This is a genomic window from Paraburkholderia sp. J76, from assembly GCF_905220295.1.
GTDB lineage: Bacteria > Pseudomonadota > Gammaproteobacteria > Burkholderiales > Burkholderiaceae > Paraburkholderia.
Genome location: NZ_CAJMZJ010000001.1, coordinates 378,118 through 404,532, shown reverse-complemented (window position 1 = coordinate 404,532; position 26,415 = coordinate 378,118). Strand labels below are relative to the sequence as shown.

The window sequence follows — 26,415 nt, the reverse complement described above, 5'->3', positions numbered from 1 at the left end:
TCAGCCCGCGCCGATATGCGGCTGCAGCGCCTTGAGCCAGCACGCCACGACCGCCGCGCCGCCGTCGGGCGTGCCGATCGCGCGCGCACCCAGATAGCTTGCGCGGCCCGCGCGCGGCGTCATCTGCGCCGTGTGTTTCGCGCCGGACTCCGCGGCGCTCACCGCCTGCGCCCACGCCTCGCTCACGGGGAGCGCCGACTTCAGCGCGTTTTCCAGCGCATCGACAGCGGGGACGAGCGCATCGAGCATCGTTCGGTCGCCCGGCTTCGCGCCGCCAAACTCGCTGATCGCATCGGCTGCGCCGCGCAGGGCGGCCGCCCATTCCGTCGCGCCGGGCTGCGCGTTTTCGCCCAGCGTGCGCGAGGCGCGCAGCAGCGCCGTGGCGTAGAACGGCCCGGAACTGCCCGCTATCGCGCGGCGCAACGCCGTGCCGAGCGCCGCGAGCGCGCTGCCAGGCGAACCGAGCGCGCCTGGCGGCACCGCGAGCATGGCCTGCGCCGCGCGATGCATGCTCGCGCCCAGATCGCCGTCGCCGGCTCGGGAATCGAGGTCGGTGAACAGCGCTTCGTTCTCGATCAATGCGTGCGCAACGGCATCGAACGCGGGCTTCAGACGCCGCGTCCATGCAACGCTCGCCGCGTCCGTTGCCGCCGCGTTCGTCTCAGCGCGCCTGGCCGCTGCGGAAAACGCTGGCTCGGTGCGAATGCGCCGGTTCACCGCGCCGACGCCGGGCCATGCGCGCGCTTCGGTTTCGGCGTCGAGCAGCGCGAGTCTGGCGTCGTCGAGCCGCAGCACGGAGATCGAACAGCCAGGCATGTTCAGCGCGGAGAGAAACGTGCCCGTCCACGCGCGTTCCACCATCACATGACGGCGATTCAGGCTCTCGAATGCATCGCGCATGATGATCGCCAGTTCCATCTCAGGCGTCGCGCCCAGCCCGTTCACGAGCAGCGCCACGCGCTCGTCGCTTTTCAGCGCGAGGTCTTCGGCGATGTTGGCGAGCAGCGTTTCCGTCAATTCGGCCGCCGCCATCGGCTCCGTGCGTTCCACGCCCTTCTCGCCGTGAATGCCCATGCCGAGTTCGATCTCGTTGTCGGCCAGATGAAAGCCGGCTTTTTCCGCGCCGGGCAGCGTGCAGCCGTCGAGCGCCACGCCCATCGTGCCGAGATTGTCGGCCACGCCGCGAGCAATCGCGGCCACGACGCCCAGCGCATCGCCGCGCGCCGCCGCCGCGCCCGCGATCTTGTGCACGAGCACCGTCCCCGCGATGCCGCGCCGCTGGTTGCGCTCCGTATGGCCGCGCAGCGACACGTCGTCGGCCACGATGACGATTTCGACCGGAATGCCCTCGGCGCGCGCCAGTTCGGCCGCCAGACCGAAGTTGAGCCGGTCGCCCGTGTAGTTCTTCACGATGAGCAGCGCGCCGTTCGGGCCCGCGCTCGCGCGGATCGCGGCAAGCACGGCGTCGGTCGAGGGCGACGTGAAGACTTCGCCGCACACGGCCGCGCTAAGCATGCCGTGGCCCACGTAGCCGCCATGCGCGGGCTCGTGTCCGCTGCCGCCGCCCGAAATCACGGCGACGCCGCGCTCGGGCGGGTTCGGCAGCGGGTTGCGAACCAGCACGTTTTCGTCGCCGAGCACGGCGACATGCGGCGCGGTGCGCGCGATGCCCTCCAGCATTTCGCGCACCACGAACGACGGGTCGTTGACGAGTTTCTTCATGTGATTCCCTCGAAAGAGTACTGGGGCAAAAACAGCGGATCGCGCGCGATCCCTTCACGCCATCGGCATATTGAAGCACGGGCGCCGAATGCGGTCCGGATTCACGCGCCGCTCGCCGCGCAACAATCCCAGGATCCAGGCGTCTAGGTAAAAACACCGATCAAAGCGGCGTGCCGAACGCCCGTTATTCAGACAGTAGCGTCCGATTCCCGACTCGCCCGTGCCTTCGCTGTCCGCATGCATGGAACTTCATGGCCCCTCTGCCTGCCGCCCGCGCTGAATCCGGTGCCTTCACCCCTAACCTGCCCACTCCCGCCGAGCAACGCGGCGCGAGCGGCGATGTGTCGAATCGCGTTGCGCGGCGATGAACGTAGCTGAAACAACATCCCAACCACAACCGCCGTCCCGCGCGCCCGGCAAAGGCGTCGCCGTTGCGCTGGCCGTTGCGCTGATCGTATGCGTGGCCATCGGCGCGATGCTGAGCGCGAACCTTTCGCGCGGAACGGCCGACTCGCGGCTGCGCCATGAACTGAACATCACGTCGGAACTCGAAACGCTGCTCACGCTGCATATCGCGGCGAACACCGACTTCCTCAAAGGCGTGGGCACGGCGGGCTACACGTCGCGCGCGTGGCCGATCAAGCGGGCCGCGGCGGTCGCCGGCATTTACGACCGGCTCGAACACGACTTCGCGGGCGCGCCGCACAACGAGCGCGCGATCCGCCAGTTGCGGCAGTTAAGCGCCATATGGCCGGAGCAACTCGACGCCGCCGCGCGCAATATCGCGCTCGCCGACGCGGGCGCGAAACTCGAACCCGCGCTGATGCAGCGCGCGAACGAAACGCTCAGTTCGATCATGTCGCTGCTCACCGAGTTGCGCTCCGGGCAGCGCGAGCAGATCAAGATCGTGCAGTTCGGCGCGCAGGCGCAACTTGCGCGGCAAAAAATCTCGCTGATCGGCACCGCGACAGCCGGCGCGCTGCTGCTGCTCTTCACGCTTTTCACGAGCCACCGCGCGGCGCTTTCGCGCAGCGCGGTGAAGATCGTCGCGCTGGAAGCCGAACGGCGGTTTCGCGAGTACTTCGAACAGCATCCGGTCGCGATGCTCATATTCGATGTGGATTCCTGTACGATTCTCACCGCCAACGCCGCGGCCCAGCGTCAATACGGCGCGAGCCTGCAGCAGCTCAAGGGCATGTCGATCGAGCAGCTTTGTCCGCCGGCTGAAACCGCCGTGTTCCGCCGCGACCTGCACGGCTACGTCAAATCCGGCGCCCAAAGCGGCGCGGGCGGCGTGCGCCGCCACGTGTGCCTTGGCGGCGAGGTGATCCATGTCGATATCGCATGGCATATGCTGGACTACGCGGGCCGCGACGCGTGCTTCATCACCGCGCACGACGTTACGGCGCACGAACAGGCGCGAGAGCATCTGCGCATTCGCAGCCGCGCGCTGGAGGCTTCGAGAAACGCCGTGATCATTTCGCAAAAGATCGGCGGCGAGAGCGTTATCACGTACGCCAATGCCGCGTTCGAGCGCATTACGGGGCGAACGGTGGCGAGCGCCGGCGGCGCCGAACATTGGAGCATGCTCGATTGCGACGCACCGTCGCCCGACGCCGACCTCATTCGGCGTGCCATGCAATCCGAGCGCGAGGGCGAGGGCCTGCTCAAGTGCTACCGGCCCGACGGCGCGCCTTACTGGATCGAACTGCACGTCGCGCCCGTGCTCGACGAGCGGAACTGCCCCACGCATTGCGTGACCGTGTTCAACGACGTTTCCGAGCGCATCCGCTACCAGGAGCAATTGCGCCTGCAAGCGAACGAGGACTCGCTCACGCACTTGCCGAACCGGCTCGGCCTCAAGGCGCGCTTGCGCGAACTGGTGCGCACGGCGCTCGAAGAACAGTGCAGGTTCGCCCTGGTGTTCATCGACCTCGACAACTTCAAGGAGGTCAACGACTCGCTCGGCCATACCGCCGGCGACGAAGTGCTGTGCGAAGTCGCGCGCCGCCTTTCCGCGACTATCGCGCAAGGCGAAATCGTTTCCCGATATGCGGGCGACGAATTCGTCGCGGTGCTGTACGGGCGAGGCGACGTGGGCAACTTCGTCGCCGCCGCGGCAAGAATGCAGGAATCCTTGACACATGGCCTGCTGATCGGCAACAAGGTCATCGTGCCGCTGGCCTGTGTGGGACTCGCGGTGTTCCCCGATCATTCGGGCGACCCCGACTCGCTGCTCAAGTACGCCGACTCCGCCATGTACCGCGCCAAGTCGCTCGGACCCGGCAGCATGCAGGTGTTCGACATGGCCATCGCGAGACAGAACCTGGAGCGCGCGAGCCTTGCGCAGGCGTTGCGCCTGGCCGTGGCGTCGCGCGCGTTTGCCGTGGCGTGGCAGGCGAGAGTCAACCCCACGACCGGCGAGACGAGGGGCTTCGAGGCGCTCGTTCGCTGGCACGACCCGGAGCGCGGCCACGTCAGCCCCGCGCTGTTCATTCCGCTCGCCGAGGAAAACGGCCTGATCGTGCAGATCGGCGAGTTCGTTTTCGAGCAGGCGTGCCGCCAGGCCCGCGAATGGGCGCGCCAGTATCCCGACATCGTCGTTTCGGTGAACGTATCGCCGGTCCAGTTCATGCGCGCGGATTTGCCCGCGATGATGGCGCAGACGCTCGCGCGCACGGGCGTGAATCCGCGCAATATCGAGCTGGAAATCACCGAGGGCGTGCTCATGGCGCCCCGTTCGCTCGCCACGCTGCGCGCGCTTCGCGAGATGGGCCTTTCGGTCGCCATCGACGATTTCGGTTCGGGCTATTCGAGCCTTGGCTACATTCGCAGCTTCATGCCCGATCGCCTCAAGCTCGACATGTCGTTCGTGAGGGGCATCGGCCACTCGCGCGCGGATGAGGTCATCGTGAAAGCCGTGCTCGCGCTGGGCCATACGCTCGGCATGCGCGTGGTGGCGGAGGGCGTGGAAACGCTGCGGCAACTGGAATTCCTGATAGAGAACGGCTGCAACGAGGCGCAGGGCTACTGGTTCTCACGCCCCGTGGACGCCGCGAGCGCGCAGTCCTACCTGGAAGCGAGCCATGCGGCCAGCGTTCAACAGCGTTAATCTGCTCAAATGGCTCACCGGGCCGCGCGCCGTTTTTTACGGCAGCCTCGCGGTCGCGTTCATCATGGCCTCGCTATGCGCGACGGTGCTTTACGAAAGCCGCCACGACGCCCTGGAGCGCGCGAGGGAAAACTCGCGCAACGTGGCGCTCGTGGCCGAGCGCGACATCGAGCGCAACTTCGAGCTTTACGCGCTTTCGCTGCAAGCCGTGGTCGACGGCATCGCCCGCGCCGACGTCATGGCGTTGCCCGTGCAACTGCGCAGCCAGTTGCTGTTCGACCACGCCATTACCGCGGAATATCTGGGCTCGATGCTGGTGCTCGACGAAGCGGGCAACGTGATCATGAATTCGGCCACCGGCGCGCCGCTGAACGCGAACTTCGCGGACCGCGACTACTTCACGGTTCAGCGCGACAATCCCCATGCCGGGCTTTACGTCAGCACTCCGTATCGTTCGCGCCTGCGCAACGGCGAGCCGAGCATTGCGCTGAGCCGCAGGCTTTCGCATGCCGACGGCTCGTTCGCCGGCATCGTCATGATCGCCATTAACCTGGAGTATTTTCACCAGTTGTTCGCGGGGCTTTCGCTCGGCCGGCATGGGGCGATTTCGCTGATCTCGCAAGACGGCACCATGATCATGCGCCAGCCCTACGACGCCTCGGTCGTGGGACGCAACATCAGCGGCGCGAGTACGTTCCGCCAGTTTCTGGCCGCGAAAGAAGGCAGTTTCTCGGACACGTCGTCGATCGACGGCGTACGCCGCCTGTATTTCTTCCGCAATTTCCCGCGCCAGCCGCTCATCATCATGGTGGCGGAAGCCGAACCCGATATCTACGCCGCGTGGCGGCGGCGTGCGCTGACCATCGGCACGCTCATGGGCACCTTCGCCGTCGGTTTCGTCGCGCTCTCGTTCGTGCTCGCCACGCAGTTGCGGCGCAGAATGCGCGCCGAGTCCGAACTGCAGTTGCTCGCTCGCACCGACAGCCTCACGGGGCTGAACAATCGCCGCACGCTCGGCGAAATCCTCGAACAGGAATGGCGGCGCGCCCGGCGCGCGCGCAGCGTGTTCTCGCTGCTCTTTGTCGATATCGACCGGTTCAAGGCCTATAACGACAAGTACGGCCATCAGGCCGGCGACGACGCGCTCGCCGCCGTGGCGCGCTGCATCGACCAGAACATCCGCCGCCCCGCCGATACCGCCGCCCGCTATGGCGGCGAGGAATTTATCGTCGTGCTGCCCGATACGCTGCTGGAAGGCGCCTGCGCGATTGCCGAGAAAATCCGCCACGCGATCAGCGAACTCGCCATCGAGCATTCGGGCAGCGAATACGGGCGGGTTACGGCGAGCATCGGCTCCGCGAGCTGGACGCCGGATCACGACGGCGACGTCACGCAGGTCATCAAGGCGGCCGATCAGGCGCTGTACGACGCCAAGGCGCGCGGCCGCAACCGGGTCGCCATGTGCGGCGCCTGAGCCGCGCCGCTAGGGACCGGCTGCACCGCTAGCCGCATCCGCATGCTGCGGGGGCGCATCCTGTCCGCCTCCCAGCGCCACATAAAGCGACGCTCCGTTTTGCAGCGCCGCCGCGCGTAGCTGGATCAACTGCTGTTGCGCCGCGAACAGGCTGCGCTTCGCATCGACCACTTCGAGGTAGATGGAAATGCCGTTCTGATAGCGCAAATCCGCCGCTTCCGCGAGACGCGCTTCGGATGCCACCGCTCGCTCCTGCGCCGCGATCTGCTCCTGCAGGCGCTGGCGCGCGATCAGCGCATCCGACACTTCGCGGAACGCCACCTGAACCGTTTTCTGGTAGTTCGCCACGAGTTCCGTCTGACGTGCTTCGGACAAGCGAACCTGCGCGCTGCGGCGCCCCGCGTCGAAAATGGGCAGCGTGACGAATCCGGATATGAGCCACGCCTGCTTGCCGGGCACGAACAGATCGCTCAACTCGGGAGACACATAGCCGAAATTGCCCGTGAGCGAAATGCGCGGGAAATAGTCGGCGCGCGCGGCGCCGATGTCGGCGTCGGCGGCTCGCAACGACTGCTCGGCCGCGCGAATATCCGGGCGCAGCGCGAGCAGCGAGGAAGGCAGGCCCGCGTCGAGCGTGCCGAACTGGTCGGCGTCGGCCAGCACGCGGCGCTGCGTCATGCCTGCCGTATCGGGCAACGGCCCGCCGATCAGGACAACCAACTGATTGCGCTGCTGACCCGTCGTCCTTTGCAGCTCGGCAAGCTGCGTCTGCGCCTGGGTGACCAGAATGCGCGCCTGCTCGTAATCCACGAGCGACGTCGCCCCTGCTTCGAGGCGCAGCCGCGCGAGTTCCAGTGCGTACTGGCGCGTTTCGAGCGTGTGCTGCGCGAGGTCGATGCCCTCGTTGCCCGAGAGGATGGCGTAGTAGGTCGCCGCCACGTTGCTGATGAGCGAGAGGCGGAACGCTTCATTGGCCTCCACCGTCGCCAGATAATTGCGCCGCGCGGACTCGCTCATGTTGGCCACGCGCCCCCAGAAGTCGAGCTCGAACGACGTGACGGCCACCTGCGCGCTGTACTGGTTGAAGTAGACCGAGGTGTTGTTGTTGGGAAGCTCGGGCTCGATGCTGTTCAGCGGCGTTTTGGTGCGCGTGGCGTCCGCGCCTGCGGCCACTTGCGGAAACCGCGCGGAGCGCTGCACGCGATAGAGCGCCTGGGCCTGTTCGATGCGCGCAACGGAAGCCGCGAGATCGCGGTTATGCGCGAGCGCGAGCGCAATCAACTGCCTGAGCGCGGGGTCGCGGAAAAACGTCTCCCACGTCAGTTCCGAAGCAAGACGCTCGCCGCCCGGCGTGGCGATATCCGCGCTTTCGTAGGTGCTGGCAACCGGCATTTCCGGCTGCTGGTAACGCGGGGCGAAATTGCACGAAGCGAGCGCGAGGCACGCGGCGATCGCCAACCACCTGGCAGTCTTAAACATCGCTCGCTCCCGCGGGCCGCGCGTCTTCGTCGTCATCGTCCTGGGTGCGCTTGCGGCTCAACCATCTGCGCGCCACCACATAAAACACGGGCGTAAAGAAGATGCCGAACAGCGTGGCCGTGAGCATGCTGCCCATGATGCCGGTGCCCACCGCCTGCCGCCCCGCCGCGCCCGCGCCCGTGGCGAGCACGAGCGGCAGCATGCCGAGCACGAACGTCACGCTCGTCATCAGGATCGGACGCAGGCGCTGGCGCGCGCCGTTCACGGCCGCGCTCACGGTGTCGCTGCCCGAGGCCTCTTCCTTGATGGCGAATTCCACGATCAGAATGGCGTTCTTCGCCGCGAGCCCGATGATCGTCACGAGGCCGATGTTGAAGTAGATGTCGGCGGAAAAACGCCGCGCCATGGTGAGAAGCACCGCGCCCAGCACGCCCAGCGGAATGATGAGCAGCACGGCCACGGGAATCGCCCAGCTTTCATAAAGCGCGGCGAGCAGCAGAAACACGACGACGAGCGAAAGCAGCAGCAGCGCACCGATCTGCCCGGCCGCCTGCTGTTCCTCGAAGGCCGTACCGGTCCATTCGTAGGTCAGGCTGCCGGAAAGCACATGGTCCGCGATGCGCTCCATCTCCGCGAGCGCCGCCCCGCTGGAACGGCCCGGCGCCGCCTGCCCCGAGATCGTGGCCGACGGGAAGCCGTTATAGCGTTCGACCTGCTGCGGCCCCGCGGTCCAGTGCACGCTCGTGAACGCCGAAAACGGCACCATCTCGCCCACGTTGTTGCGCAGGCGCAGCGCGCCGATGTCCTCGGGCCGCATGCGCTGGTCGGCGTCGGCCTGCATGAGCACGCGCAGCACGTTGCCTTCGTAGACGAAATCGTTCACATAGTTCGAGCCGAACGCGAGCGCGAGCGCGCTGTTCACCTGGCCGATCTGCAGCCCCAGCGCGCGCGCCTTGACGCGGTCGATATCGACATACAGTTGCGGCGCGGGCGGCAAACCATCGGGGCGCACGCCCACCAGCAAGGGACTGCGCGCGGCCTCCGCGAGCATGCGCGCGCTCGCCTGCTGCAACGCCGCGCCGCCCACGCCGCTGCGGTCGAGTATCTTCATCGTGAAGCCGCTCGCATTGCCAAGCGAGGGAATGGCCGGCGGATCGAGCGCAAAGACGAGCGCCTGCGGAATATTGCGGAACGCCGCGTTCGCGCGCGCCACGAGCGCCCCGGCCGAATTCGCGGCCCCCGGCCGCTCCGACCACGGCTTCAGGTCGACGAACGACATGGCCGCCGACTGCCCCTGGCCAAAAAAGCTGAACCCCGTGACCGAGGCGATATTTCGCACCTGCGGCTGTTGCCTGAGAAACGCCTCGACCTGGTCGACGACCTGCTGCGTGCGCTGCGAGGTCGCGCCCGGCGCCGCCGTGTACGCGACGAAGATATGCCCCTGGTCCTCGCCCGGAATGAAGCCGCGCGGCAACTGGGTGAAGAGAAAACCCGTCGCCGCGCAAACCGCGACGAATACGAGGAGCCAGCGCACCGGCTTGCGCAACATGGCCTGCACGGCCAACACATAGCGGTCGGTGGCGGTTTCCATGCCGCGATTGAAGGCGTCGAAAATGCGCTGCTGCACGCGGGCCGGCCAGCGCGGGGCACGCTTGCCCGCGCCGCCATCGGTCTTCGTTTTGCCGCCCAGCAACGTCGCCGACATGGACACGCCCAGCGTGAGCGCGAGCACGGTGGACAGAAAGATCGAGACAGTGAGCGTGACCGAGAACTGCCGATAGATCGCGCCCGTGGAGCCCGGAAAGAACGCCATGGGGACGAACACCGCAATGAGCACGAGCGTACTCGCAATGGCCGCGCCCGCAATCTGCCCGATGGCCTTGACGGTGGCGCGCCGCGAACTCAAGCCCTCTTCCTGCATGACGCGTTCGACGCTTTCCACCACCACGATCGCATCGTCGTTGAGTACGCCGATCGCCACGACCATGGCGAACAATGAGAGCAGATTAATGGAGAGTCCGAACAAATAGATCCCGACGCACGTGCCGATCAGCGCAACCGGCACGACCAGCGTGGGAATGAGCGTCGCGCGCCATTTCTGCAGGAACAGGAACACGATGACCGTGACGAGCAGCAGCGCCTCGATCATGGTGCGCAGCACGCCGCTTAGCGAAGTCGTGATGAATGGCGTCGTATCGAACGGCACGACCCACTCCATGCCCTTCGGGAAAGTGGGCTGCAACTGCGTGAGGCGCTGCCGCACGGCGTTTGCCACGGCCAGCGCGTTCGCGCCACTCGCAAGCTGGATGGCGATACCCGCGGACTCCCTGCCGTTCACGCGAAAGCGAAAACCATAGCTGTCGTTGCCCAGCTCCACGCGCGCGAGGTCGCCCACTCGCACCGTGGAGCCATCCGGGTTCGAACGCACGATGACCTCGCGGAACTGCTCGGGCGTGGAAAACCGGCCGCGCATGACGATCTGCGCATTGAGTTCGGCGCCGGGCGCAAGCGGCTGGTCGCCCAGACTCCCGCCCGCCGTCTGACTGTTTTGCTCCTGGATGGCCGTCATGACTTCGTTGGCCGAAATACCGAAGCTGCCGAGTTTTTCCGGATCGAGCCATATCCGCATGGCATACGACGAACCGAAAAGCTGCGCGTCGCCCACGCCGGGAATGCGGCGCAATTCGTTGACGATGTTGTTGGCGGCGAAGTTGCCCAGTTCGACAGCCGGTATCGAGCCATCGGCGGATTGCAGCGCAATGAGCATCAGAAAGCCCGACGACGCTTTCGTGACGCTCACGCCCACCTGCCTCACCTCCAGCGGCAGGCGCGGCTCGACGCGGCTCACGCGGTCCTGCACCTGCGAGAGCGCAACGTCGAGATTCGTGCCGGGCCTGAGCGTGACGGTGATCTGCGCCGTGCCGTTCGAGCGGCTTTGCGACGACATGTAGAGGAAGTTGTCGACGCCGTTCATCTCGTCTTCGATGATCGAGGTGACCGTGCGGTCCAGCGTATTGGCGTCCGCGCCGCTGAATACCGCCGAGATCGTGAGCGAGGGCGGCGCGACGTCGGGATACTGCTCGACCGGCAGCAGCATGAGCGCGAGGCCGCCGAAGAGCGTGATGAAAAGGGCAACCACCCACGCGAAGACTGGCCGGTAGACGAAGAATCGGTTCATGGGCGCGCCGCTCAGGAGTGGTCCGCGGCGGCGACGGGATGGGCGTCCACGCGCTGCCCCGGCTGCACCCTCTGCCAGCCGTCGACGATAACGCGCTCACCCGGCTCCAGCCCGTCCTTCACGACCCACTGCCCCGCTTCCTGCGGTCCGAGAACGACGTTGCGCCGAACGACGGTGCCGTCGCCGGCGACGAGCGAGAGGTTCGCCCCGTTGTTGTCGAACTGCACGGCGCGCGCGGGAACCACGAGGCCGTCCGGTATCGTGCCGATCACGATGCGCCCGCGCACGAACTGCCCTGGCAACAAAATGCGCGACGCATTGTTGAAACGCGCGCGCAGAACCTGCGTGCCGGTGGAAGGATCGACCACGAGATCGGTGAAGTCGAGCATGCCCGGTTCGCCGTACTCGTCGCCGTTCGCGAGCGTGAGCCGCACCTGCGCGTGCTCGGCGGCGGGCGCGGCGAGCGAACCCGACGCGATCTGTTTGCGTACTTCCAGCAACGAAATATTCGACTGCGTAAATACCGCGTTCACGGGCGAAAGCTGGTTGACCTGCGTGAGCAAGGTCGCGCCCGCCGCGCTGACCAGCGCGCCTTCGGTCACGAGCGCGCGGCCCACGCGGCCCGCAATGGGCGCGCGAACCGTGCAGCGATCGAGGCGAAGCTGCGCGAGCGTAACGGCGGCGCGTGCGTCCACAACGTTCGCATCGGCCTGCTGCAACGCGGCCGTAGCGGCCTCGAATTCCTGTGCGCTCACAACCTGGCGCGCCACCAGCGGCCTGAAGCGCGCCACTTCGGAAGCCGCGTTGCCCTGCACGGCCTGCGCGCGGTTGAGCGCCGCCTGGGCTTGCTGCAACGCGGCCTGGTAGTCGCGCGGGTCGATAAGAAAAAGCGGCGCGCCGGCGCGCACGTCGGTGCCTTCCTCGAAGAGTCGCCGCTCGACGATACCGTCCACGCGAGCGCGCACCTCCGCGGAGCGGATCGCCTCTATACGCCCCGGCAGTTCGATCACGCGCGGGATGGAGTGCGCCGCCACCGTTTCGACGAGCACGCTCGGCGGCGGCGGCGCGGCGCCGCTCTGGGCTTGCCGGTCGCGGCATCCAAAGCCCGCCAGCAGCAGCATGGCCGCAGCGGCGATCAACAGCGGTCGACGGCGTACGGGTTCGCAGTTTGGCACGCGAGGCTCCACCGAAAAATAGAGACGGTACGTGCGCGCCGAAGCGGTTCATCGCGGGTTCATTGCGCACATGTACTCGAACAACTCATTGCGATGTTCACCCAAACCGCGATTTATAGCGCTAGATGTGTGCAAACCAACGGGAAGGAAACACGGAAAAGGCGCGCGGCGCTTTAATTGTTATCTAACAGATAACGCTTCGACCTTCACAGGAATTACACAAAACTGGCGCGAAATCCGTCATTCGCAAATTTCTTGAAGTCGGAATTCCCTTTACTACTATGGATAGACGCTTCACACCCTTATTCAGCCCCTGGATGTTCTATAACTGAAGAAGCCACAGGTCATGGCGACGTCAATCATCTTCCTGTCTCCGGAGATCGAATCATGAAAAACCAACTCGTCCTCTCAGTCATCGCTGCGCTCGTCGTGGGTGTTTCCTCGTCTGCAATGGCACAAGGCACATCCGGCGGCGATCAAGGCCAGGGGACAGGTCGCCAGCAGGTCATGCCGACCATGCCGCATCGCGACTGGCATGAAGGTCAGCAGGTTCCGTCGAAGTACCGGCATTACAACTATCAGATGAGCGACTGGAAATCGCACAACCTCGACGCACCGAAGCGCGGCCAGCAATGGCTGGGCGTGAACGGCGACTATGTTCTGGTGACGAGAAGCAACTGGAAAATCTCGAAGATCGTTCCGGGTACGGAATGACCGGTGAGGCGCAGGGCTGCGTTGCCGTAGCCCGCGCTATGGTTGCATGATTCGCAGGCATGGGCGAACGCCATGCCTGCTGCTCTTCTTAATCGACGAGCCGCGAGCGCAGGCGCTTGTACTCGTCGTCTGAAATCGATCCCGTCGTTCTCAGTTTGTCCAGCTTCTCGATTTCGTCCGCGACGCTGTAGCCCACTATGTGGCGCAGTTCCTCGCGCGCCTTCTGCGCCCGCTCCTGATTGCGATGCGCCATGTCCCTGCCCTGTGTGAGCACGTACGCGAATATGCCGATATAAGGCAAAACAATCAGAAAGATCACCCAGACGATCTTCACGAATCCCGATATATCGGTACGGCGAAACAGGTCACTCGTGATCGTGATGAACAGCCAGAACCACAGAATGAACATGAATATCGAAAACGTATCGATAATAAAGTTTGAAAACGTAAAGCCATTTGCGAAGATCATGAATCCCCTCCGTCGGTTTTGCGTGTGGAAAGCTGCAACAGTGCACTGACTCCGGCATCGCAGAAGATACCGTGTCCGCAAGTAACATGATGTCTGGACGTGACGCGACCGCCGGTTGCGCTTTCGTCAGGTCAGATCAGACCGCGCCTGCGCTCCCGGCCGGCAAACGGCACCGCGGCCATGGAAATGAGATCCAGCCCGAGGAACAGTCCGAGCAAGGGTAAAGGCACGCTCGGAAAATTGGCGGCCAGAAAAATGGCGAGCAGGAAAGAAAGCGCCGCGCTGACAATGCCGATATTGTTGATCTTCACGTCCTGCCCGACCGAGGCAATGATCTTGAAGAAGCCGTCAAGAACGAAGAAGATCATCAGCATCACGGTAAGACCGCGCGCACGTGCGCTGTCGTTGACCAGAATGAGAATGCCGATGAGCAAGGGCACGACGACTGGCGGAATGCGCCTGACGGCGAGTTTCCAGTCTCGCGTCGTGAGAAGATTCAAGGCATGCACGAAGCCGCAGAAAAGCAGCATCCTCGCGATGAAAAGCGTTCCGATCAATGACCTTGTCGTGAGCGACAAGACGATGCAGAAAATTCCCGCCGCGACGAGAAGAGTTGAGCTGGCAATCGGAAAAATAGCACGCTTTTTCATATTCGAATGTAACTGCGTCAATACGGTTACATAGATCGGCATATCCGACTTGCGCGCTGACTTTCGCGCATTGTTGTCGAATTATAGGCTTAAGCGAAATTAAGCGCTCTCTATCAGCCGTCGAAGTATAGTGCGTGAGTGTGCAAATACAAGGGCGCGATTGCGGCGGGCAGCGGCACTGCGAGCGCATTTCTCGCCGCACTCGCCGCACACGCCGCCCGCGCGAGATCACACGGCGCCCGGATTCACGTACGCAGTCTTGACCGTGGTGTAGAACTCGCGGGCATAGCTGCCTTGCTCGCGCGGGCCGTAACTCGAACCCTTGCGACCGCCAAACGGCACGTGATAATCCACGCCCGCCGTTGCGGTGTTCACCATGACCATGCCGGCCTGCACATGGCGGCGGAAATGATTAGCATAACTGAGCGAAGTCGTGCAGATACCCGCCGACAAGCCGAACTCCGTGTCGTTCGCCACGGCCAGCGCTTCGTGATAATCCTTCACCTTGATGACCGAGGCGACAGGGCCAAACACTTCTTCGCGGTTGATGCGCATTTCCGAAGCCGTACCGGTAATGAGCGCAGGGGCGAGGAAGTACCCGCGCGTAGCGCCTTCCACACGCTCACCGCCGTAGACTTCGCACCCTCTTCGCGCGCGATCGCAATGTAGCGCTCGTCCTGCTGAAGCTGCTTCTCGTCGACCACCGGCCCGATATGCGTGCCGTCCGCGAGCGCGTCGCCCGTCTTCAGCGTTTTCATGCGCGCCTTCATCGCTTCGACGAAACGGTCGTGAATGCCCTCGGTCACGATCAGGCGGCTCGACGCCGTGCAGCGCTGCCCCGTCGAGAAGAACGCGCCGTTGATGCAGGCTTCCACGGCCACGTCGAGATTGGCGTCGTCCAGCACCACCATGGGATTCTTGCCGCCCATCTCAAGCTGAAACTTCTTGCCCGTGGCAAAGCACTTCGCACCAATCGCGCGGCCCGTCGCGACCGAGCCGGTGAAACTCACGGCATCGACATCAGGAGAACTGACGATCTCCTCGCCCACCACCGAGCCGCGCCCCATCACGAGGTTGATGACGCCAGCGGGCGCACCCGCTTGCGCAATGATCTTCACGAGTTCAAACGTGCTCGCCGGCACGAGGTCGGCGGGCTTGATGACGACCGTGTTGCCATAGGCCAGCGCGGGCGCGATCTTCCACGCGGGAATGGCGATCGGAAAGTTCCAGGGCGTAATGAGCCCGATCACGCCAACCGGCTCGCGCGTCACCTCGACGGTCATGCCCGGGCGCACCGAAGGCACGATCTCGCCGCCAAGGCGCAGCGCCTCGCCCGCAAAGAACTTGAAAATCTGCGCGGCGCGGCCCACTTCGCCGATGGCCTCGGGTAGCGTTTTGCCCTCCTCGCGCGCGAGGAGGCGGCCCAACTCGGCCTTGCGCGCGAGAATGACGCTGCCCACCTGATCGAGCAGATCGAAGCGCTGCTGCGGCGTGGAGAGCGACCACTGCGCGAAGGCGTTGCGCGCGGCGGCGATGGCCTCGCGCGTCTGCGCGTCGTCCGCCTGCGCGAATTCGCCGATCACATCGTCGAGATTGGAAGGATTGACGTTGGTGGACGCCGTGGCGCCGCGCACCCATTGGCCGCCGATGTAATTGTCGAACTGGTTCATGTCGCGTTTCCTGATTCGGTGGATTCTGTAGATTCAGTGCTTTAGAGCAATCCGCGCGCAGCCAGGTTGCGATAGAGCGCGCGCACGCCGAAGGTCCACGGCGCGAGTTCGGTGCTCAATTGCACGGTATTGATCAGCGCGCCGAGTTCCGGCGCGGAAATGGCGACCTTGTCGCCCAGGTGGTGCGTAAAGCCGCCGCCGGCCGTATCGCGGTCCTTGATCGGCGAGAACATGGTGCCGAGGAACAGCATGAAGCCATCGGGATACTGGTGGTGCGGGCCCCACGTCTGCGCCACGAGGTCGGCCGGGTCGCGGCTGATTTCGCTCATATGGCTGATGCCTTCCAGCACGAAATCATCGTCCGTGCCCTCAACGCGCAGCGCGACGCTCGTCTTGCGCACGGTGTCGAGGTCGAACGATTCGTCGAACAGACGCACGAACGGGCCAATCGCGCACGAGGCGTTATTGTCCTTGCACTTGCCGAGCAGCAGCGCCGAGCGGCCTTCGATGTCGCGCAGATTCACGTCGTTGCCGAGCGTCGCGCCGACAATTTCGCCGCGGCTGTTCACGGCAAGCACGATTTCGGGCTCGGGGTTGTTCCAGACCGAGGCAGCCAGCAAGCCGACATCGGCGCCGAATCCCACCGCCGACATGGGCTGGGACTTCGAGAACACTTCCGCGTCGGGCCCGATGCCTACTTCCATGTATTGGGACCACGCGCCGCGCCGCTCGAGTTCCGCCTTGAGTTTCATCGCTTCTTCCGAGCCCGGTTTGATCTTCGAGAGATCGGTGCCGATCGTCGCCGCGATGGTTTCGCGAACCTCCTGCGCCTTCGCGGGGTCGCCGCCCGCCTGTTCCTCGATCACGCGCTCGATCAGGCTCACCGCGAACGTCACGCCGCATGCCTTGATGGCCTGGACGTCGTTGGGCGCGAGCAGACGCAGCGCGGGCGCCTCGCTGCCGGGCAGATTCGCTTCGATCAGCTTCGCAACCGGGCCGAGCGATTCGCCGCTTACCGTGCGCGCGAATTGCGCGACGTCTTCGCGGTCGAAAAGGTCCGCGGTGGTCGGCGCGCTGGCCGTGATGTCGATGACTTCGCCGTTGCGAACGAGCACGACGCAGGGGCCTTCATGCGCGCCTGCCTTGCGCCACACGCGGCCAACGAGGAGCGCCTGCGCGACGTCGCGCGGAAGCCAGTTTGAAGATGTATTCGAGGTCATGATGCGTCCAGTCGGGTAGGCGATGTTTTAGTGCGAGTGGCGCGGGTTGCCGCGCTCGGCAATGACTTTCAGATAAAGCGTGGCCGGTTCGAGGCAGCCGCCCGTGGAGAGTTGCCCCACCGTCTTGCGATAAAGCTCCTGCCAGGGCGTCTGCGCGGGCGGAATCTCGAAGTGCGCGGTTTCGCGGCGCCGCGCAAGCTCGGCTTCGTCGACCAGCACGTTCACGCTGCGCGCGTTCAGGTCCACGCGAATGCGGTCGCCCGTTTGCAGCAGCGCGAGGCCGCCGCCCACCGCCGCCTCCGGCGACATGTTCAGGATCGACGGGCTCGCCGACGTGCCGCTCTGGCGTCCATCGCCAAGCGTTGGCAGCGAGGTGATGCCCTGGCGCACGAGTTCCGCCGGCGGCGCCATGTTCACCACTTCGGCGCTGCCCGGATAGCCCACCGTGCCCGTGCCGCGAATCACGAGAATGCAGCGCTCGTCGATTTCGAGCGACGGGTCGTTGATGCGGGCGTGATAGTCCTCGGGACCGTCGAACACGACCGCACGCGCTTCGAAGGTATTCTCCGCGCCCGGCTCGCTCAAATACGTTTGCCGGAACGCTTCGCCGACCACGGACATCTTCATGATCGCGCTGTCGAAGAAGTTGCCCGAAAGAACCATGAAGCCCGCGCCATGCTTGAGCGGATCTTCCGTTGTCCTGATGACTTCGCGATCGGGCTCGGGCGTGCTGTCGGCAATGGCGCCGATGGTTCGGCCCGACACCGTGAGGCACTCGCGATGCACGAGGCCCGCGCGATCGAGTTCGCGCAGCACGCCCGGCACGCCGCCCGCGCGGTGGAAGCTCTCGCCGAGATACTCGCCCGCCGGCATGCAGTTCACGATGAGCGGCACCTGTTCGCCCACGCGCTGCCAGTCTTCGAGGCTCAGTTCGATGCCCATATGCCGCGCGATGGCGATGAGGTGAGGCGGACAATTGGTGGACGCACCCAGCGCCGACGCCACGACAATGGCGTTCTCGAACGCTTCTTTCGTCATGATGCGCGAAGGCCGCATGTCGTAGCGCACGAGATCGACAATGCGTTTGCCCGTTGCGTACGCCATCTGGCCGCGCTCGCGGTAGGCGGCCGGAATGCTCGCGCAGCCGGGCAGCGACATGCCCAGCGCTTCCGCGAGGCTGTTCATCGACAGCGCCGTGCCCATGGTGTTGCAGTGGCCGATGGAAGGCGACGACGCCGTTGTCAGTTCCATGAAGCCTTCATAGTCGATCTCGCCGGCCGCGAGCAAATTGCGCGCATGCCAGATGACCGTGCCCGAACCGACGCGCTGGCCGTTGTGCCAGCCGTCGAGCATCGGGCCGCCCGAAAGGACGATGGCGGGCATGTCGACCGTTGCCGCGGCCATCAGGCACGCGGGCGTGGTCTTGTCGCAGCCCGTGGTCAGCACGACGCCGTCGAGCGGGAATCCGTGAAGAATCTCGACGAGCCCCAGGTAAGCCAGGTTGCGGTCGAGCGCCGCCGTGGGCCGCCGGCTCTGCTCGGCAAGCGGATGAACCGGAAATTCCATCGGAATGCCGCCCGCGTCGCGAATGCCCGCCTTCGTGCGGGCGGCAAGCTCGATGTGGTGGCGATTACAGGGGGCGAGATCGCTCCCCGTTTGCGCAATGCCGATGATGGGGCGGCCCGACTGCAGTTCCTCGCGGGTCAGTCCGTAGTTCATGAAGCGCTCGACATAAAGCGCGGTCATGTCCGCATGGGCGGGGTCGTCGAACCATTCCTGGCTGCGCAGTCGCCGTGCGTTGGGCTGGGTCATGTCACTCACTCCATTATTCCTTGTCTCGACGATGTGGCGGTGCACATCTAAATTTGCGCCGAATTGTTATCGGTAACATTTCTGGATATTAGCACTTTGCGGGCGGACTGTGCACCAGGTGAGACCACGCCTTTTCCCGTGCCGCGAACGCATCGGCGCCCCTCCGCGCGCGTCCGCCGACTTGCCGCGACACCCGGTGCCGTGCTAATTTAGCGCCGCTGTGTTACCGATAACAAAATAGTCGTGAAAATCGCCTCCCCTTCAGCGGGACCGTTCAAAGGCATATGTGAAAGGAGACACATCCCATGCCAACCCTGACCCAGATCGCGGACTCGCCCGCCGCCGTCAACGAAGCCGAAGACCTTCTGTATCGCAAGGTATTGAAGCGCATCTTGCCGCTTCTGCTGTTGTGCTACGTCGTCGCCTACCTAGACCGCGTGAATGTCGGTTTCGCCAAACTACAGATGCTGGACTCGCTGAGCCTGAGCGACAGCGTCTACGCCGTGGGCGCAAGCATTTTCTTCTGGGGATATTTCCTCTTCGAAATGCCGAGCAACCTGCTCCTGCACCGCTATGGCGCGCGTTTCTGGATCGCGCGCATCATGGTGACGTGGGGTATCGTTTCCTCGTCCCTCGCGTTCATCGCGCCGCTTGCGAGCTTTTTCCACGTGCAGACCGCGACGATGTTCTACATCCTCCGGTTTCTGCTCGGCGTGTGCGAAGCGGGCTTTTTCCCCGGCATCATTCTTTACCTGAACTACTGGTTTCCGGCGCGCCGCCAGAGCGTCGCCATGTCGGGGTTCCTGATCGCCATTCCGGTGAGCCTCACGCTCGGCGGCATTCTTTCGGGGTGGCTCATGGAGAACACGCACGGCCTGTTCGGGCTGGGTGGGTGGCAGTGGATGCTGTTGCTCGAAGGCATTCCGTCGATTCTCGTCGCCTTCGTGGTGCTGCTGTGCATGGGCGACGGCATTCAGTCGGCGAAATGGCTGAGCGCCGCTGAAAAAGCCGTGCTGCAAAAAAATCTCGAACAGGAAAGCGGAAAAAAAACGCATAGTGCCGTGGCAGCGCTGAAAAGCCCGCGCGTGTGGCTGCTGACGTTCATTCTTTTGACTTTCAATACGGGCTTCTATGACCTCGCGTTCTGGCTGCCCTCCATCATCAAGGCTTCCGGCGTGAAGAGCACCTTCAATATCGGCTTGCTCACCGCCATTCCTTACCTCAGCGCGGTGGTCGCCATGATCTGGAATGCGTCGCACTCCCGCAAGACAGGCGAGCGGCGGCTGCATGCGGCCATTCCCGCCTGCATTGGCGGCGTCGGCCTGATTCTGAGCGCGCTCTTTGCGCACAACGTGGCGCTTTCCATCGTATTCCTCACTATCGCCACCTGTGCGATTCTCGGGCTCATGCCGATCTACTGGACGTTCCCTGGGCAGATTCTCTCGGGCACGGCCGCGGCGGCGGGTATTGCGCTCATCAACTCGGTCGGCAATCTGTCCGGCTTTACGGGCTCCATGATCACGAGCGTGGCGAAGGACCTGACTGGCGACATCAACAACGGCACCTATGCACTGGGCGCGTGTTTGCTCGTGAGCTGCGTGTTGATCCTGTCGATTCCGAAAAGCATGCTGAATAAAGATCCGGTCGAAGAGAACTGAGAATTATGCGAATCGGCTAAACCATTCTTGCACGCTCCCTTCTTGTCCATTGCGTCGGCCTTGCGCCGGCGCTTTTTTTTGAGCTGCATAATCCTGAACACCCCTGCGCCTGCGCAAAAAGCGTGCAAAATAAACAATGGAAGTGTCTAAAGAATTTCAGCGCGCGGCCGATAAGTCGTGAAGACTGTTTTCCGCCCGATGCACCGCGTCGGGCCACTATCAAGCATTGGAGACGCTGTGATTCGACACTGCCTGGCGGGCCTGCTGCTGGCGCTCGGTTGTCTTGGCACCGCCGTTGCCGCGGGCCCCGACTGCTCGCGCTCATTTACGCTTGCCTTACACGATCACGGGCTACTCTACTCGGTCGACACGGACACGGGCATCGACAAGGACTTCGCCGACGCATTGGCGCGGCGCAGCGGCTGCCAGATCCGCGTGAGCCTGATGTCGCGCGCGCGCATCTGGAAACTCATCGAATCGGGCGCGCTCGATTTCAGCCTCTCGGGTATCGCCAACGAAGAGCGCAATCAATACGCGGATTTTGCCTGGTACTTCAGCAACAAGTACTATCTGCTGGTTCGCAAGGATTCCGGCATTCATCAACTGGCCGATTTCGAGCACAACGACAAGTTTCAGCTTGGCGTGATTCGCAGTTTCCGCTATAGCGAATCGGCCAATCGTCTCGTCGACTCGCTTTCCGCCGAGAATCGAGTGAGTCAGGCCGGCGGCCTGGAACCGCTTTACCAGGCGCTGATTCTCGGGCGCATTCAGGGAATGATCATCGAGCCGTTCGATTATCCCGCTATCGACGAAGCCAAGATCCGGAGCGTGACCAATATCGTGGAGTTCGACGATCCACCCATTCCGCATGGACTCATCATGTCGAAGAAGGCGCTCTCGCCCGAAGAGCGGGACAAGTGGCGCGCCCTCGTCAACGAAATGATCGCGGACGGCACGGTGCGGCGCATCTTCACGAAGTACTTCAAGCCCGACCTCGCCGACTCGATGGTTCCCTTCTAGACGCCACCATGACCCGGACGCGCCTCATTCTGCTCCCGCTACTGGTTCTTGCCGCCGCGCTCAGCGTGACGTGGGCGCTGTGGAACCACGAGCGCGAAGCCGCGCGCCACGAACTGCTCACGCAGTTCGACTTTTCGCTCGGCGACGTCGTGAGCCGCATCGAACAGCGCATGGGCACGTACGAGCTTTTGCTGCGCGGCGTGCAGAGCCTCTTTGCCGCCAGTGGAGAAGTCGACCGCGACGCTTTTCGGGCTTACGTCAACACGCTCAATCTCGACGCCAATTTTTCCGGCATCCAGGCCCTCGGCATCATCGCGTGGGTGCCGCAAACGCAAAAGGCCGCGCATATCGCGGCCATGCAGCAGCGCGGCTTGCCGGGCTACTCGATCGAGCCCGAAGGCGCACGCGCGAACTACGCGCCGATCGTTCAGCGCGAGCCGTATATCGGCGCCAATCGCGCGGCGCCCGGCTTCGACGCGTGGGCCGACCCGGTGCGCCGGCGCGCCATGGAACAGGCGCGCGACACCGGCATGGCGACCATTTCCGGCAAGGTGCGCCTTTCGGTCGATACCGATCCCCGCGCGGACCCCGGCTTCGTGATGTACATGCCTGTCTACGCCCACGGCCAGACGCCCGAAAACGCCACGGAACGCCAGGCGCAGCTAGTGGGCTGGGTCTATGCGTCGTTTCGCATGCACGACGTCATCGCAAGCCTTTACGGCGAGGAGCCGCCGGGCCTCTCGGTCTCCATTTACGACGGCGTGGAATCGTCGCCGGATGCTTTGCTGTACAGAACATCGAGCGCTACTGCCCACCATCCGCCGAGCGACCTCTCGGCGACCGAATATCTCGTTGTCTGCGGCCACGACTGGATGCTCAAGCTGATGGCGCGCGACGGCTTCAAGGCCCGCTTCGGCCGCGACGCGGCAACGCTCATCGCCATTACCGGCACGGGTCTGAGCCTGCTGCTCGCGCTGCTCACGCGCCTCATGATGACGGGCCGCAGCCGCGCGATACGGCTTGCCTCGTCGATGACGAAGGAACTGCGCGAAAACGAGGAAAAATTCCGCGCCATCGCAGACTGCACCGTCAACTGGGAAATCTGGTGGTCGCCGGAAGGCAAGCCGCGCTGGATCAACTCGGCGGTGGAGCAGTACATCGGCTATACCGTCGAAGAATGCATGGCCATGAGCGATTTCGCCTGCACGGTGATCTATCCGGGCGACGCCTCTTGCGTCGCGCCCGAATTTCGCGCCGCGCAACTGGGCTCGCGCGGCGACAACCTCGAGTTTCGTTGCGTGCGCAAGGATGGCTCGCTCATGTGGCTCTCCGCTTCGTGGGTGCCGATTACCGACTCCAGGGGCGATTTCATCGGTTTTCGCACGAGCTGCCGCGACATCACCGAGCGCAAGATCGCCGATCAGCGTATCAAGGAACTGGCCTTTTACGACGCGCTTACCGGCTTGCCCAATCGCACGCTGCTGCTCGACAACCTGAAGGACGCGATTACCGTCAGCGCGAGAAACGGCACGAGCGGCGCCCTGCTGTTCATCGATCTGGATCACTTCAAAACGCTCAACGACACGCTCGGTCACGACAAGGGCGACCTGCTGCTGCGGGAAGTGGCCAAGCGCCTGGCGGCGAGCATACCCGCAGGCGACACCGTGGCGCGCGTGGGCGGCGACGAATTCGTCGTCGTGGTCGGCAATCTGAACCATGTTCCATCCGAGGCGGCGCGCCAGACCGAGGCCTTGGGAGAGCGCATTCTGGCGGTGCTCGGGAATCCTTATCGACTCGACGACATCGACTATCGCAGCACGGCCAGCATTGGCGCAACGGTCTTCAAGGGCTTCCAGGCATCGACGGACGACCTCATGAAGCAAGCGGACCTTGCGATGTACAAGTCGAAGGAACGCGGACGCAACGCTGTGCGCCTCTTCGACCCCGACATGCAAACCGTGGTGCTGGAGCGCGCCGCGCTCGAAGCGGCGCTGCGCGAAGCCATTGAAGACGAGCAGTTCGTCCTGCACTACCAGATGCAGATCGATCGCGACCACGTTACGGGTGTCGAGGCGCTGGTGCGCTGGCAACATCCCATGCGCGGGCTCGTGTACCCGGCCGATTTCATTCCCGTTGCCGAAGAAACCGGACTCATCGCCGGGCTGGGCGCCTGGGTGCTGCGCGCGGCCTGCATCCAACTGGCGCATTGGGCCATGCAGCCCGACATGGAACATCTGACCATCGCGGTCAACGTCAGCGTGCAGCAACTTCACCAACCGGACTTCGTGGAAAGCGTGCTGGCCACGCTCGAACAAACCGGCGCGCGCGCGAACCGGCTGAAGCTGGAGTTGACGGAAAGCGTGCTGGTCGACAACGTGCAGGAGATCATCGAGAAGATGGAAGCGCTGAAGGCGAGCGGCATCGTCTTCGCGCTCGACGATTTCGGCATCGGTTATTCGTCGCTTTCGTATTTGAAACGCCTGCCGCTCGATCAACTGAAAATCGATCGCTCATTCGTGCGCGACGTCCTCGTCGATCCGAACGACGCCGTAATCGCCCGAACCATCGTGGCGCTCGCGCACAGTCTGGGCCTCGGCGTGATCGCCGAAGGGGTCGAGACCGAGGAACAGCGCGCTTTCCTCGCCTCGGCGGGATGTTACGCGTATCAGGGCTATCTTTTCTGCCGCCCGATTCCTGTTCAGGAGTTCGAAGCGGCGTTACGCGGACTCGAAGCCCCGGCATTCCTGACCTGAAACCAGGGGCGCACAGCGTCATCAAACCCGAGGCCGCACCGCATCACATCGACGATTCGAGCATGACGCGGTAATCGTCTTCGGCGGCCTCGCGCGGATTGGTCTTGTGGCTGTGATCCTTGAGCGCACCCTTGACGATCGCGGGGAACATCGCGGCGGTCACACCAAGCTGCGCGAGGCCCGTCGGCAAACCGAGGCGTTCGGTCATCGCGCGCACGGCGGGCGCCACTTCGGAGCCGCTGCCTAACCCCATCGCCGTGGCAAGCCGGTCGAGCTTGCCTTCGTCGCGCACCGTTGGGGCCGGCGCGTTGAAGCGCAGTACAGCCGGCAGAAAAATAGCGTTCAGCGTGCCATGATGCAAACGCGGATTGATGCCGCCGAGCGAATGGCTCAGGCTGTGCACGCAGCCCAAACCCTTCTGAAACGCCAGCGCGCCCTGCATCGACGCGCTCATCATGTTCAGCCGCGCCACGCGGTCGCCGCCATCGCGCGTCGCGCGCTCGATATGACGCCACGCTCGCCACAACCCGTCCAGCGCAATGCCGTCCGCGGGCGGATTGAAAGCAGGCGCGAGAAAAGTCTCCATGCAATGCGCAATGGCGTCCATGCCCGTTGCCGCCGTCAACGCGGGTGGCAAGCCCAGCGTCAGTTCGGGGTCGCAAATCGCCACGCGCGGCACGACATAGGGCGAAATCACGCCGACCTTGCGGCCATCTTCGAGAATCAGAATGGCGCCGCGCCCCACTTCGCTGCCGGTGCCGGCGGTCGTCGGCACGGCGATCACGGGAGCCGTTTTCCCCGTGATGTTCACCGCGCCGCCTTCGATCACGGCAAAGCGTTGCAGCGGGCCTTCGTGCGTCGCGCAAACGGCTACGCCCTTGGCAAGGTCGATGGCCGAACCGCCGCCTACCGCAACGATGCCGTCGCACTCGCCTGCGCGGTAGGCCGCCACGGCCTCGCGCACCGCCGCCTCGTTCGGATTGGGCGGCGTGCCGTCGTAGATCGTTGCGGGCGCAACGTCCGCCAGCGCGCCCAGCACGCTGTCGATAATTCCCGCCGCGCGCACGCCCTTATCCGTAACGATCAAAGGCCGGCTGATGCCCACACGTTCGCATTCGTTCCTGAGCAAACGAATGGCGCCAAAATCGAACTGAATCTGCGTAACGTAATTGATGAGGGACATAGGATTGAGCTTCAGTTATAGTGAATTCGCGCGTTTGCGGCATCAATCGTCCGGAACCGCGATTTGATTACCGCATATCCGGCGCATAGTGTTATTGTTTCGGGCCAGTATAGGGAGACGCCCATTACGCGGTAATTGAGAAGATTTGATACGGCTATAACTTTTCCTCAACCCCATGACCCCGTCGCTCAATTCCATCATCTCCCGTCTCCATGCGAAACAACTCAGGCTGTTGATCGCGCTGGGCGACCACGGCTCGCTGCTGAAGGCCGCACAGCAGGTCGCGCTCACGCAGCCTGGCGCAAGCAAGGCGCTGCAGGAAATCGAAACGACGTTCGGCACAGCGCTATTCAATCGCACCAACCGCGGACTGGAACCCACGGAAGCGGGACACTGCGCGATCCGCTACGCGCGCCTGATTCATACCGATCTCACGCATTTGCGCGAGGAACTCGTGGGACTTTCGCGCGGGCGCGGCGGACGCGTGGCGGTTGGCGTCATCATGGGCGCGGTGCCGCTGCTTACCGATGCGATTTCCACGCTGATCGCGGCGCATCCGGAAATGTCGGTGGAAATCGTCGAAGACACGAGCGCGGCGCTTCTGGGCCAGGTCGACGCCGGCAGGCTCGATCTTGCGATCTGCCGCACCACGATCAGCCAGGCGCCGCAGCACTACGAAAGCGTCAGGCTTCAGGACGAAACGCTCGCCGTGATCGCCAACGTCCGGCACCCCCAGCGCCGCGCGAAAAAGCTCGCGCTCAAGGACATGGAAAAGTATCGCTGGGTGGTCTACCGCGCGAACATGCCGATGCGGCTGTTGCTCGAACGCGAGTTTCGCGAGGCCGAAATCCGCTTTCCCACGCATCTGCTCGAAACGACCTCCGCGTTCGCGACGCTCGCGCTGCTGCAGGGCAATCCGTCGTTCGTCGCGCTGGTCTCCATCGACGTCGCGCAGTTCTTCGCCAGTCAGGAAATGGCCTGCATCCTCCCGCTGCGCCTTGCCTCCCGCAGCGAACCTTATGAGCTGGTTACACGTAAAGGCGCACCGCTCGCGCCCGCGGCGCGGCTGCTCGTCGAAGCGCTGTGCGACAAACAGGGCATCGAATGCTGAGTGCGTCGCGGCCGG

Annotated in this window: 16 protein-coding genes and 1 pseudogene; 7 read left to right on the top strand and 10 right to left on the bottom strand. The window is 64.1% G+C overall.

Translation table 11 applies throughout. From position 1 onward, the window contains the following. Positions 1–1,722 carry a dihydroxyacetone kinase family protein gene (locus tag U5768_RS01840; RefSeq protein WP_322028673.1) on the bottom strand — a complete coding sequence of 574 codons (1,722 nt, stop codon included), beginning with the start codon at positions 1,720–1,722 and terminating at the stop codon, positions 1–3. 364 nt (positions 1,723–2,086) lie between these two features. Between U5768_RS01840 and U5768_RS01835 the strand changes: the two genes are divergently transcribed. Together U5768_RS01835 and U5768_RS01830 are read left to right on the top strand one after the other, a co-directional pair. After that, complete coding sequence (locus U5768_RS01835) at positions 2,087–4,834, top strand: putative bifunctional diguanylate cyclase/phosphodiesterase (RefSeq protein ID WP_322028672.1); 2,748 nt, start codon at positions 2,087–2,089, stop codon at positions 4,832–4,834. After that, the gene (locus tag U5768_RS01830) at positions 4,809–6,308 is read left to right on the top strand and encodes a diguanylate cyclase (RefSeq protein ID WP_322028671.1); all 1,500 of its coding nucleotides are present in this window, start codon (positions 4,809–4,811) and stop codon (positions 6,306–6,308) included. The genes U5768_RS01835 and U5768_RS01830 overlap by 26 nt, the downstream gene beginning before the upstream one ends. A 9-nt stretch (positions 6,309–6,317) precedes the next feature. Here the strand turns inward: U5768_RS01830 and U5768_RS01825 are convergent, their stop codons facing one another. From U5768_RS01825 to U5768_RS01815, 3 genes are read right to left on the bottom strand one after another with little or no spacing between them, the layout of a single operon-like run. Next, positions 6,318–7,787 carry an efflux transporter outer membrane subunit gene (locus U5768_RS01825; RefSeq protein WP_322028670.1) on the bottom strand — a complete coding sequence of 490 codons (1,470 nt, stop codon included), beginning with the start codon at positions 7,785–7,787 and terminating at the stop codon, positions 6,318–6,320. Beyond that, a complete protein-coding gene (locus U5768_RS01820; protein WP_322028669.1) occupies positions 7,780–10,965 on the bottom strand; it encodes a multidrug efflux RND transporter permease subunit in 3,186 nt (1,061 codons plus the stop codon). The genes U5768_RS01825 and U5768_RS01820 overlap by 8 nt, the downstream gene beginning before the upstream one ends. A gap of 11 nt (positions 10,966–10,976) precedes the next feature. Continuing rightward, positions 10,977–12,140: an efflux RND transporter periplasmic adaptor subunit gene (locus U5768_RS01815; RefSeq protein WP_322028668.1), complete on the bottom strand. Its 1,164-nt coding sequence runs from the start codon at positions 12,138–12,140 to the stop codon at positions 10,977–10,979. 387 nt (positions 12,141–12,527) lie between these two features. Here U5768_RS01815 and U5768_RS01810 point away from each other — a divergent pair, with 387 nt between their 5' ends. After that, entirely contained in the window at positions 12,528–12,854 is a 327-nt protein-coding gene (locus U5768_RS01810; protein ID WP_322028667.1) for an RcnB family protein, read from the top strand. 88 nt (positions 12,855–12,942) lie between these two features. Here the strand turns inward: U5768_RS01810 and U5768_RS01805 are convergent, their stop codons facing one another. The 5 genes and pseudogenes from U5768_RS01805 to U5768_RS01785 all read right to left on the bottom strand — a co-directional run bounded on the left by U5768_RS01805 (position 12,943) and on the right by U5768_RS01785 (position 18,675). Continuing rightward, entirely contained in the window at positions 12,943–13,323 is a 381-nt protein-coding gene (locus tag U5768_RS01805) for a PLD nuclease N-terminal domain-containing protein (RefSeq protein WP_322028666.1), read from the bottom strand. 131 nt (positions 13,324–13,454) lie between these two features. After that, the gene (locus tag U5768_RS01800; RefSeq protein ID WP_322028665.1) at positions 13,455–14,015 is read right to left on the bottom strand and encodes a DUF308 domain-containing protein; all 561 of its coding nucleotides are present in this window, start codon (positions 14,013–14,015) and stop codon (positions 13,455–13,457) included. A gap of 186 nt (positions 14,016–14,201) precedes the next feature. Beyond that, positions 14,202–15,643: pseudogene (locus U5768_RS01795) on the bottom strand (aldehyde dehydrogenase family protein). Positions 15,644–15,684: 41 nt separating this feature from the next. Further along, on the bottom strand, positions 15,685–16,863 hold the full coding sequence (locus tag U5768_RS01790) for a fumarylacetoacetate hydrolase family protein (RefSeq protein ID WP_322028664.1): 1,179 nt from the start codon (positions 16,861–16,863) through the stop codon (positions 15,685–15,687). Between the two features lie 27 nt (positions 16,864–16,890). After that, positions 16,891–18,675: an IlvD/Edd family dehydratase gene (locus U5768_RS01785; protein ID WP_322028663.1), complete on the bottom strand. Its 1,785-nt coding sequence runs from the start codon at positions 18,673–18,675 to the stop codon at positions 16,891–16,893. 305 nt (positions 18,676–18,980) lie between these two features. On the opposite strand from U5768_RS01785, the gene U5768_RS01780 reads away from it, so the two are divergent. The 3 genes from U5768_RS01780 (at position 18,981) to U5768_RS01770 (ending at position 24,106) form a co-directional block, all read left to right on the top strand. After that, positions 18,981–20,333 (top strand): MFS transporter, encoded by a 1,353-nt coding sequence (locus tag U5768_RS01780; protein WP_322028662.1) that lies wholly within the window; start codon positions 18,981–18,983, stop codon positions 20,331–20,333. 237 nt (positions 20,334–20,570) lie between these two features. Beyond that, on the top strand, positions 20,571–21,353 hold the full coding sequence (locus U5768_RS01775) for a substrate-binding periplasmic protein (protein WP_322028661.1): 783 nt from the start codon (positions 20,571–20,573) through the stop codon (positions 21,351–21,353). An 8-nt stretch (positions 21,354–21,361) separates the two neighbouring features. Beyond that, positions 21,362–24,106, top strand: coding sequence for an EAL domain-containing protein (locus U5768_RS01770; RefSeq protein WP_322028660.1), 2,745 nt, complete (start codon positions 21,362–21,364; stop codon positions 24,104–24,106). A 43-nt stretch (positions 24,107–24,149) separates the two neighbouring features. On the opposite strand, the gene U5768_RS01765 is transcribed toward U5768_RS01770, so the two are convergent. Further along, positions 24,150–25,289: an iron-containing alcohol dehydrogenase gene (locus U5768_RS01765; RefSeq protein ID WP_322028659.1), complete on the bottom strand. Its 1,140-nt coding sequence runs from the start codon at positions 25,287–25,289 to the stop codon at positions 24,150–24,152. Positions 25,290–25,464: 175 nt separating this feature from the next. Between U5768_RS01765 and U5768_RS01760 the strand changes: the two genes are divergently transcribed. Further along, a complete protein-coding gene (locus tag U5768_RS01760) occupies positions 25,465–26,400 on the top strand; it encodes a LysR family transcriptional regulator (protein WP_322028658.1) in 936 nt (311 codons plus the stop codon). Positions 26,401–26,415 lie beyond the last annotated feature (15 nt).

Bases quoted from the DNA above. Each gene is read 5' to 3' on its own strand.
- U5768_RS01840 (WP_322028673.1), bottom strand. From the start codon at position 1,722: ATGAAGAAACTCGTCAACGACCCGTCGTTCGTGGTGCGCGAAATGCTG.
- U5768_RS01835 (WP_322028672.1), top strand. From the start codon at position 2,087: ATGAACGTAGCTGAAACAACATCCCAACCACAACCGCCGTCCCGCGCG.
- U5768_RS01830 (WP_322028671.1), top strand. From the start codon at position 4,809: ATGCGGCCAGCGTTCAACAGCGTTAATCTGCTCAAATGGCTCACCGGG.
- U5768_RS01825 (WP_322028670.1), bottom strand. From the start codon at position 7,787: ATGTTTAAGACTGCCAGGTGGTTGGCGATCGCCGCGTGCCTCGCGCTC.
- U5768_RS01820 (WP_322028669.1), bottom strand. From the start codon at position 10,965: ATGAACCGATTCTTCGTCTACCGGCCAGTCTTCGCGTGGGTGGTTGCC.
- U5768_RS01810 (WP_322028667.1), top strand. From the start codon at position 12,528: ATGAAAAACCAACTCGTCCTCTCAGTCATCGCTGCGCTCGTCGTGGGT.
- U5768_RS01805 (WP_322028666.1), bottom strand. From the start codon at position 13,323: ATGATCTTCGCAAATGGCTTTACGTTTTCAAACTTTATTATCGATACG.
- U5768_RS01800 (WP_322028665.1), bottom strand. From the start codon at position 14,015: ATGCCGATCTATGTAACCGTATTGACGCAGTTACATTCGAATATGAAA.
- U5768_RS01790 (WP_322028664.1), bottom strand. From the start codon at position 16,863: ATGACCTCGAATACATCTTCAAACTGGCTTCCGCGCGACGTCGCGCAG.
- U5768_RS01785 (WP_322028663.1), bottom strand. From the start codon at position 18,675: ATGACCCAGCCCAACGCACGGCGACTGCGCAGCCAGGAATGGTTCGAC.
- U5768_RS01780 (WP_322028662.1), top strand. From the start codon at position 18,981: ATGCCAACCCTGACCCAGATCGCGGACTCGCCCGCCGCCGTCAACGAA.
- U5768_RS01770 (WP_322028660.1), top strand. From the start codon at position 21,362: ATGACCCGGACGCGCCTCATTCTGCTCCCGCTACTGGTTCTTGCCGCC.
- U5768_RS01765 (WP_322028659.1), bottom strand. From the start codon at position 25,289: ATGTCCCTCATCAATTACGTTACGCAGATTCAGTTCGATTTTGGCGCC.
- U5768_RS01760 (WP_322028658.1), top strand. From the start codon at position 25,465: ATGACCCCGTCGCTCAATTCCATCATCTCCCGTCTCCATGCGAAACAA.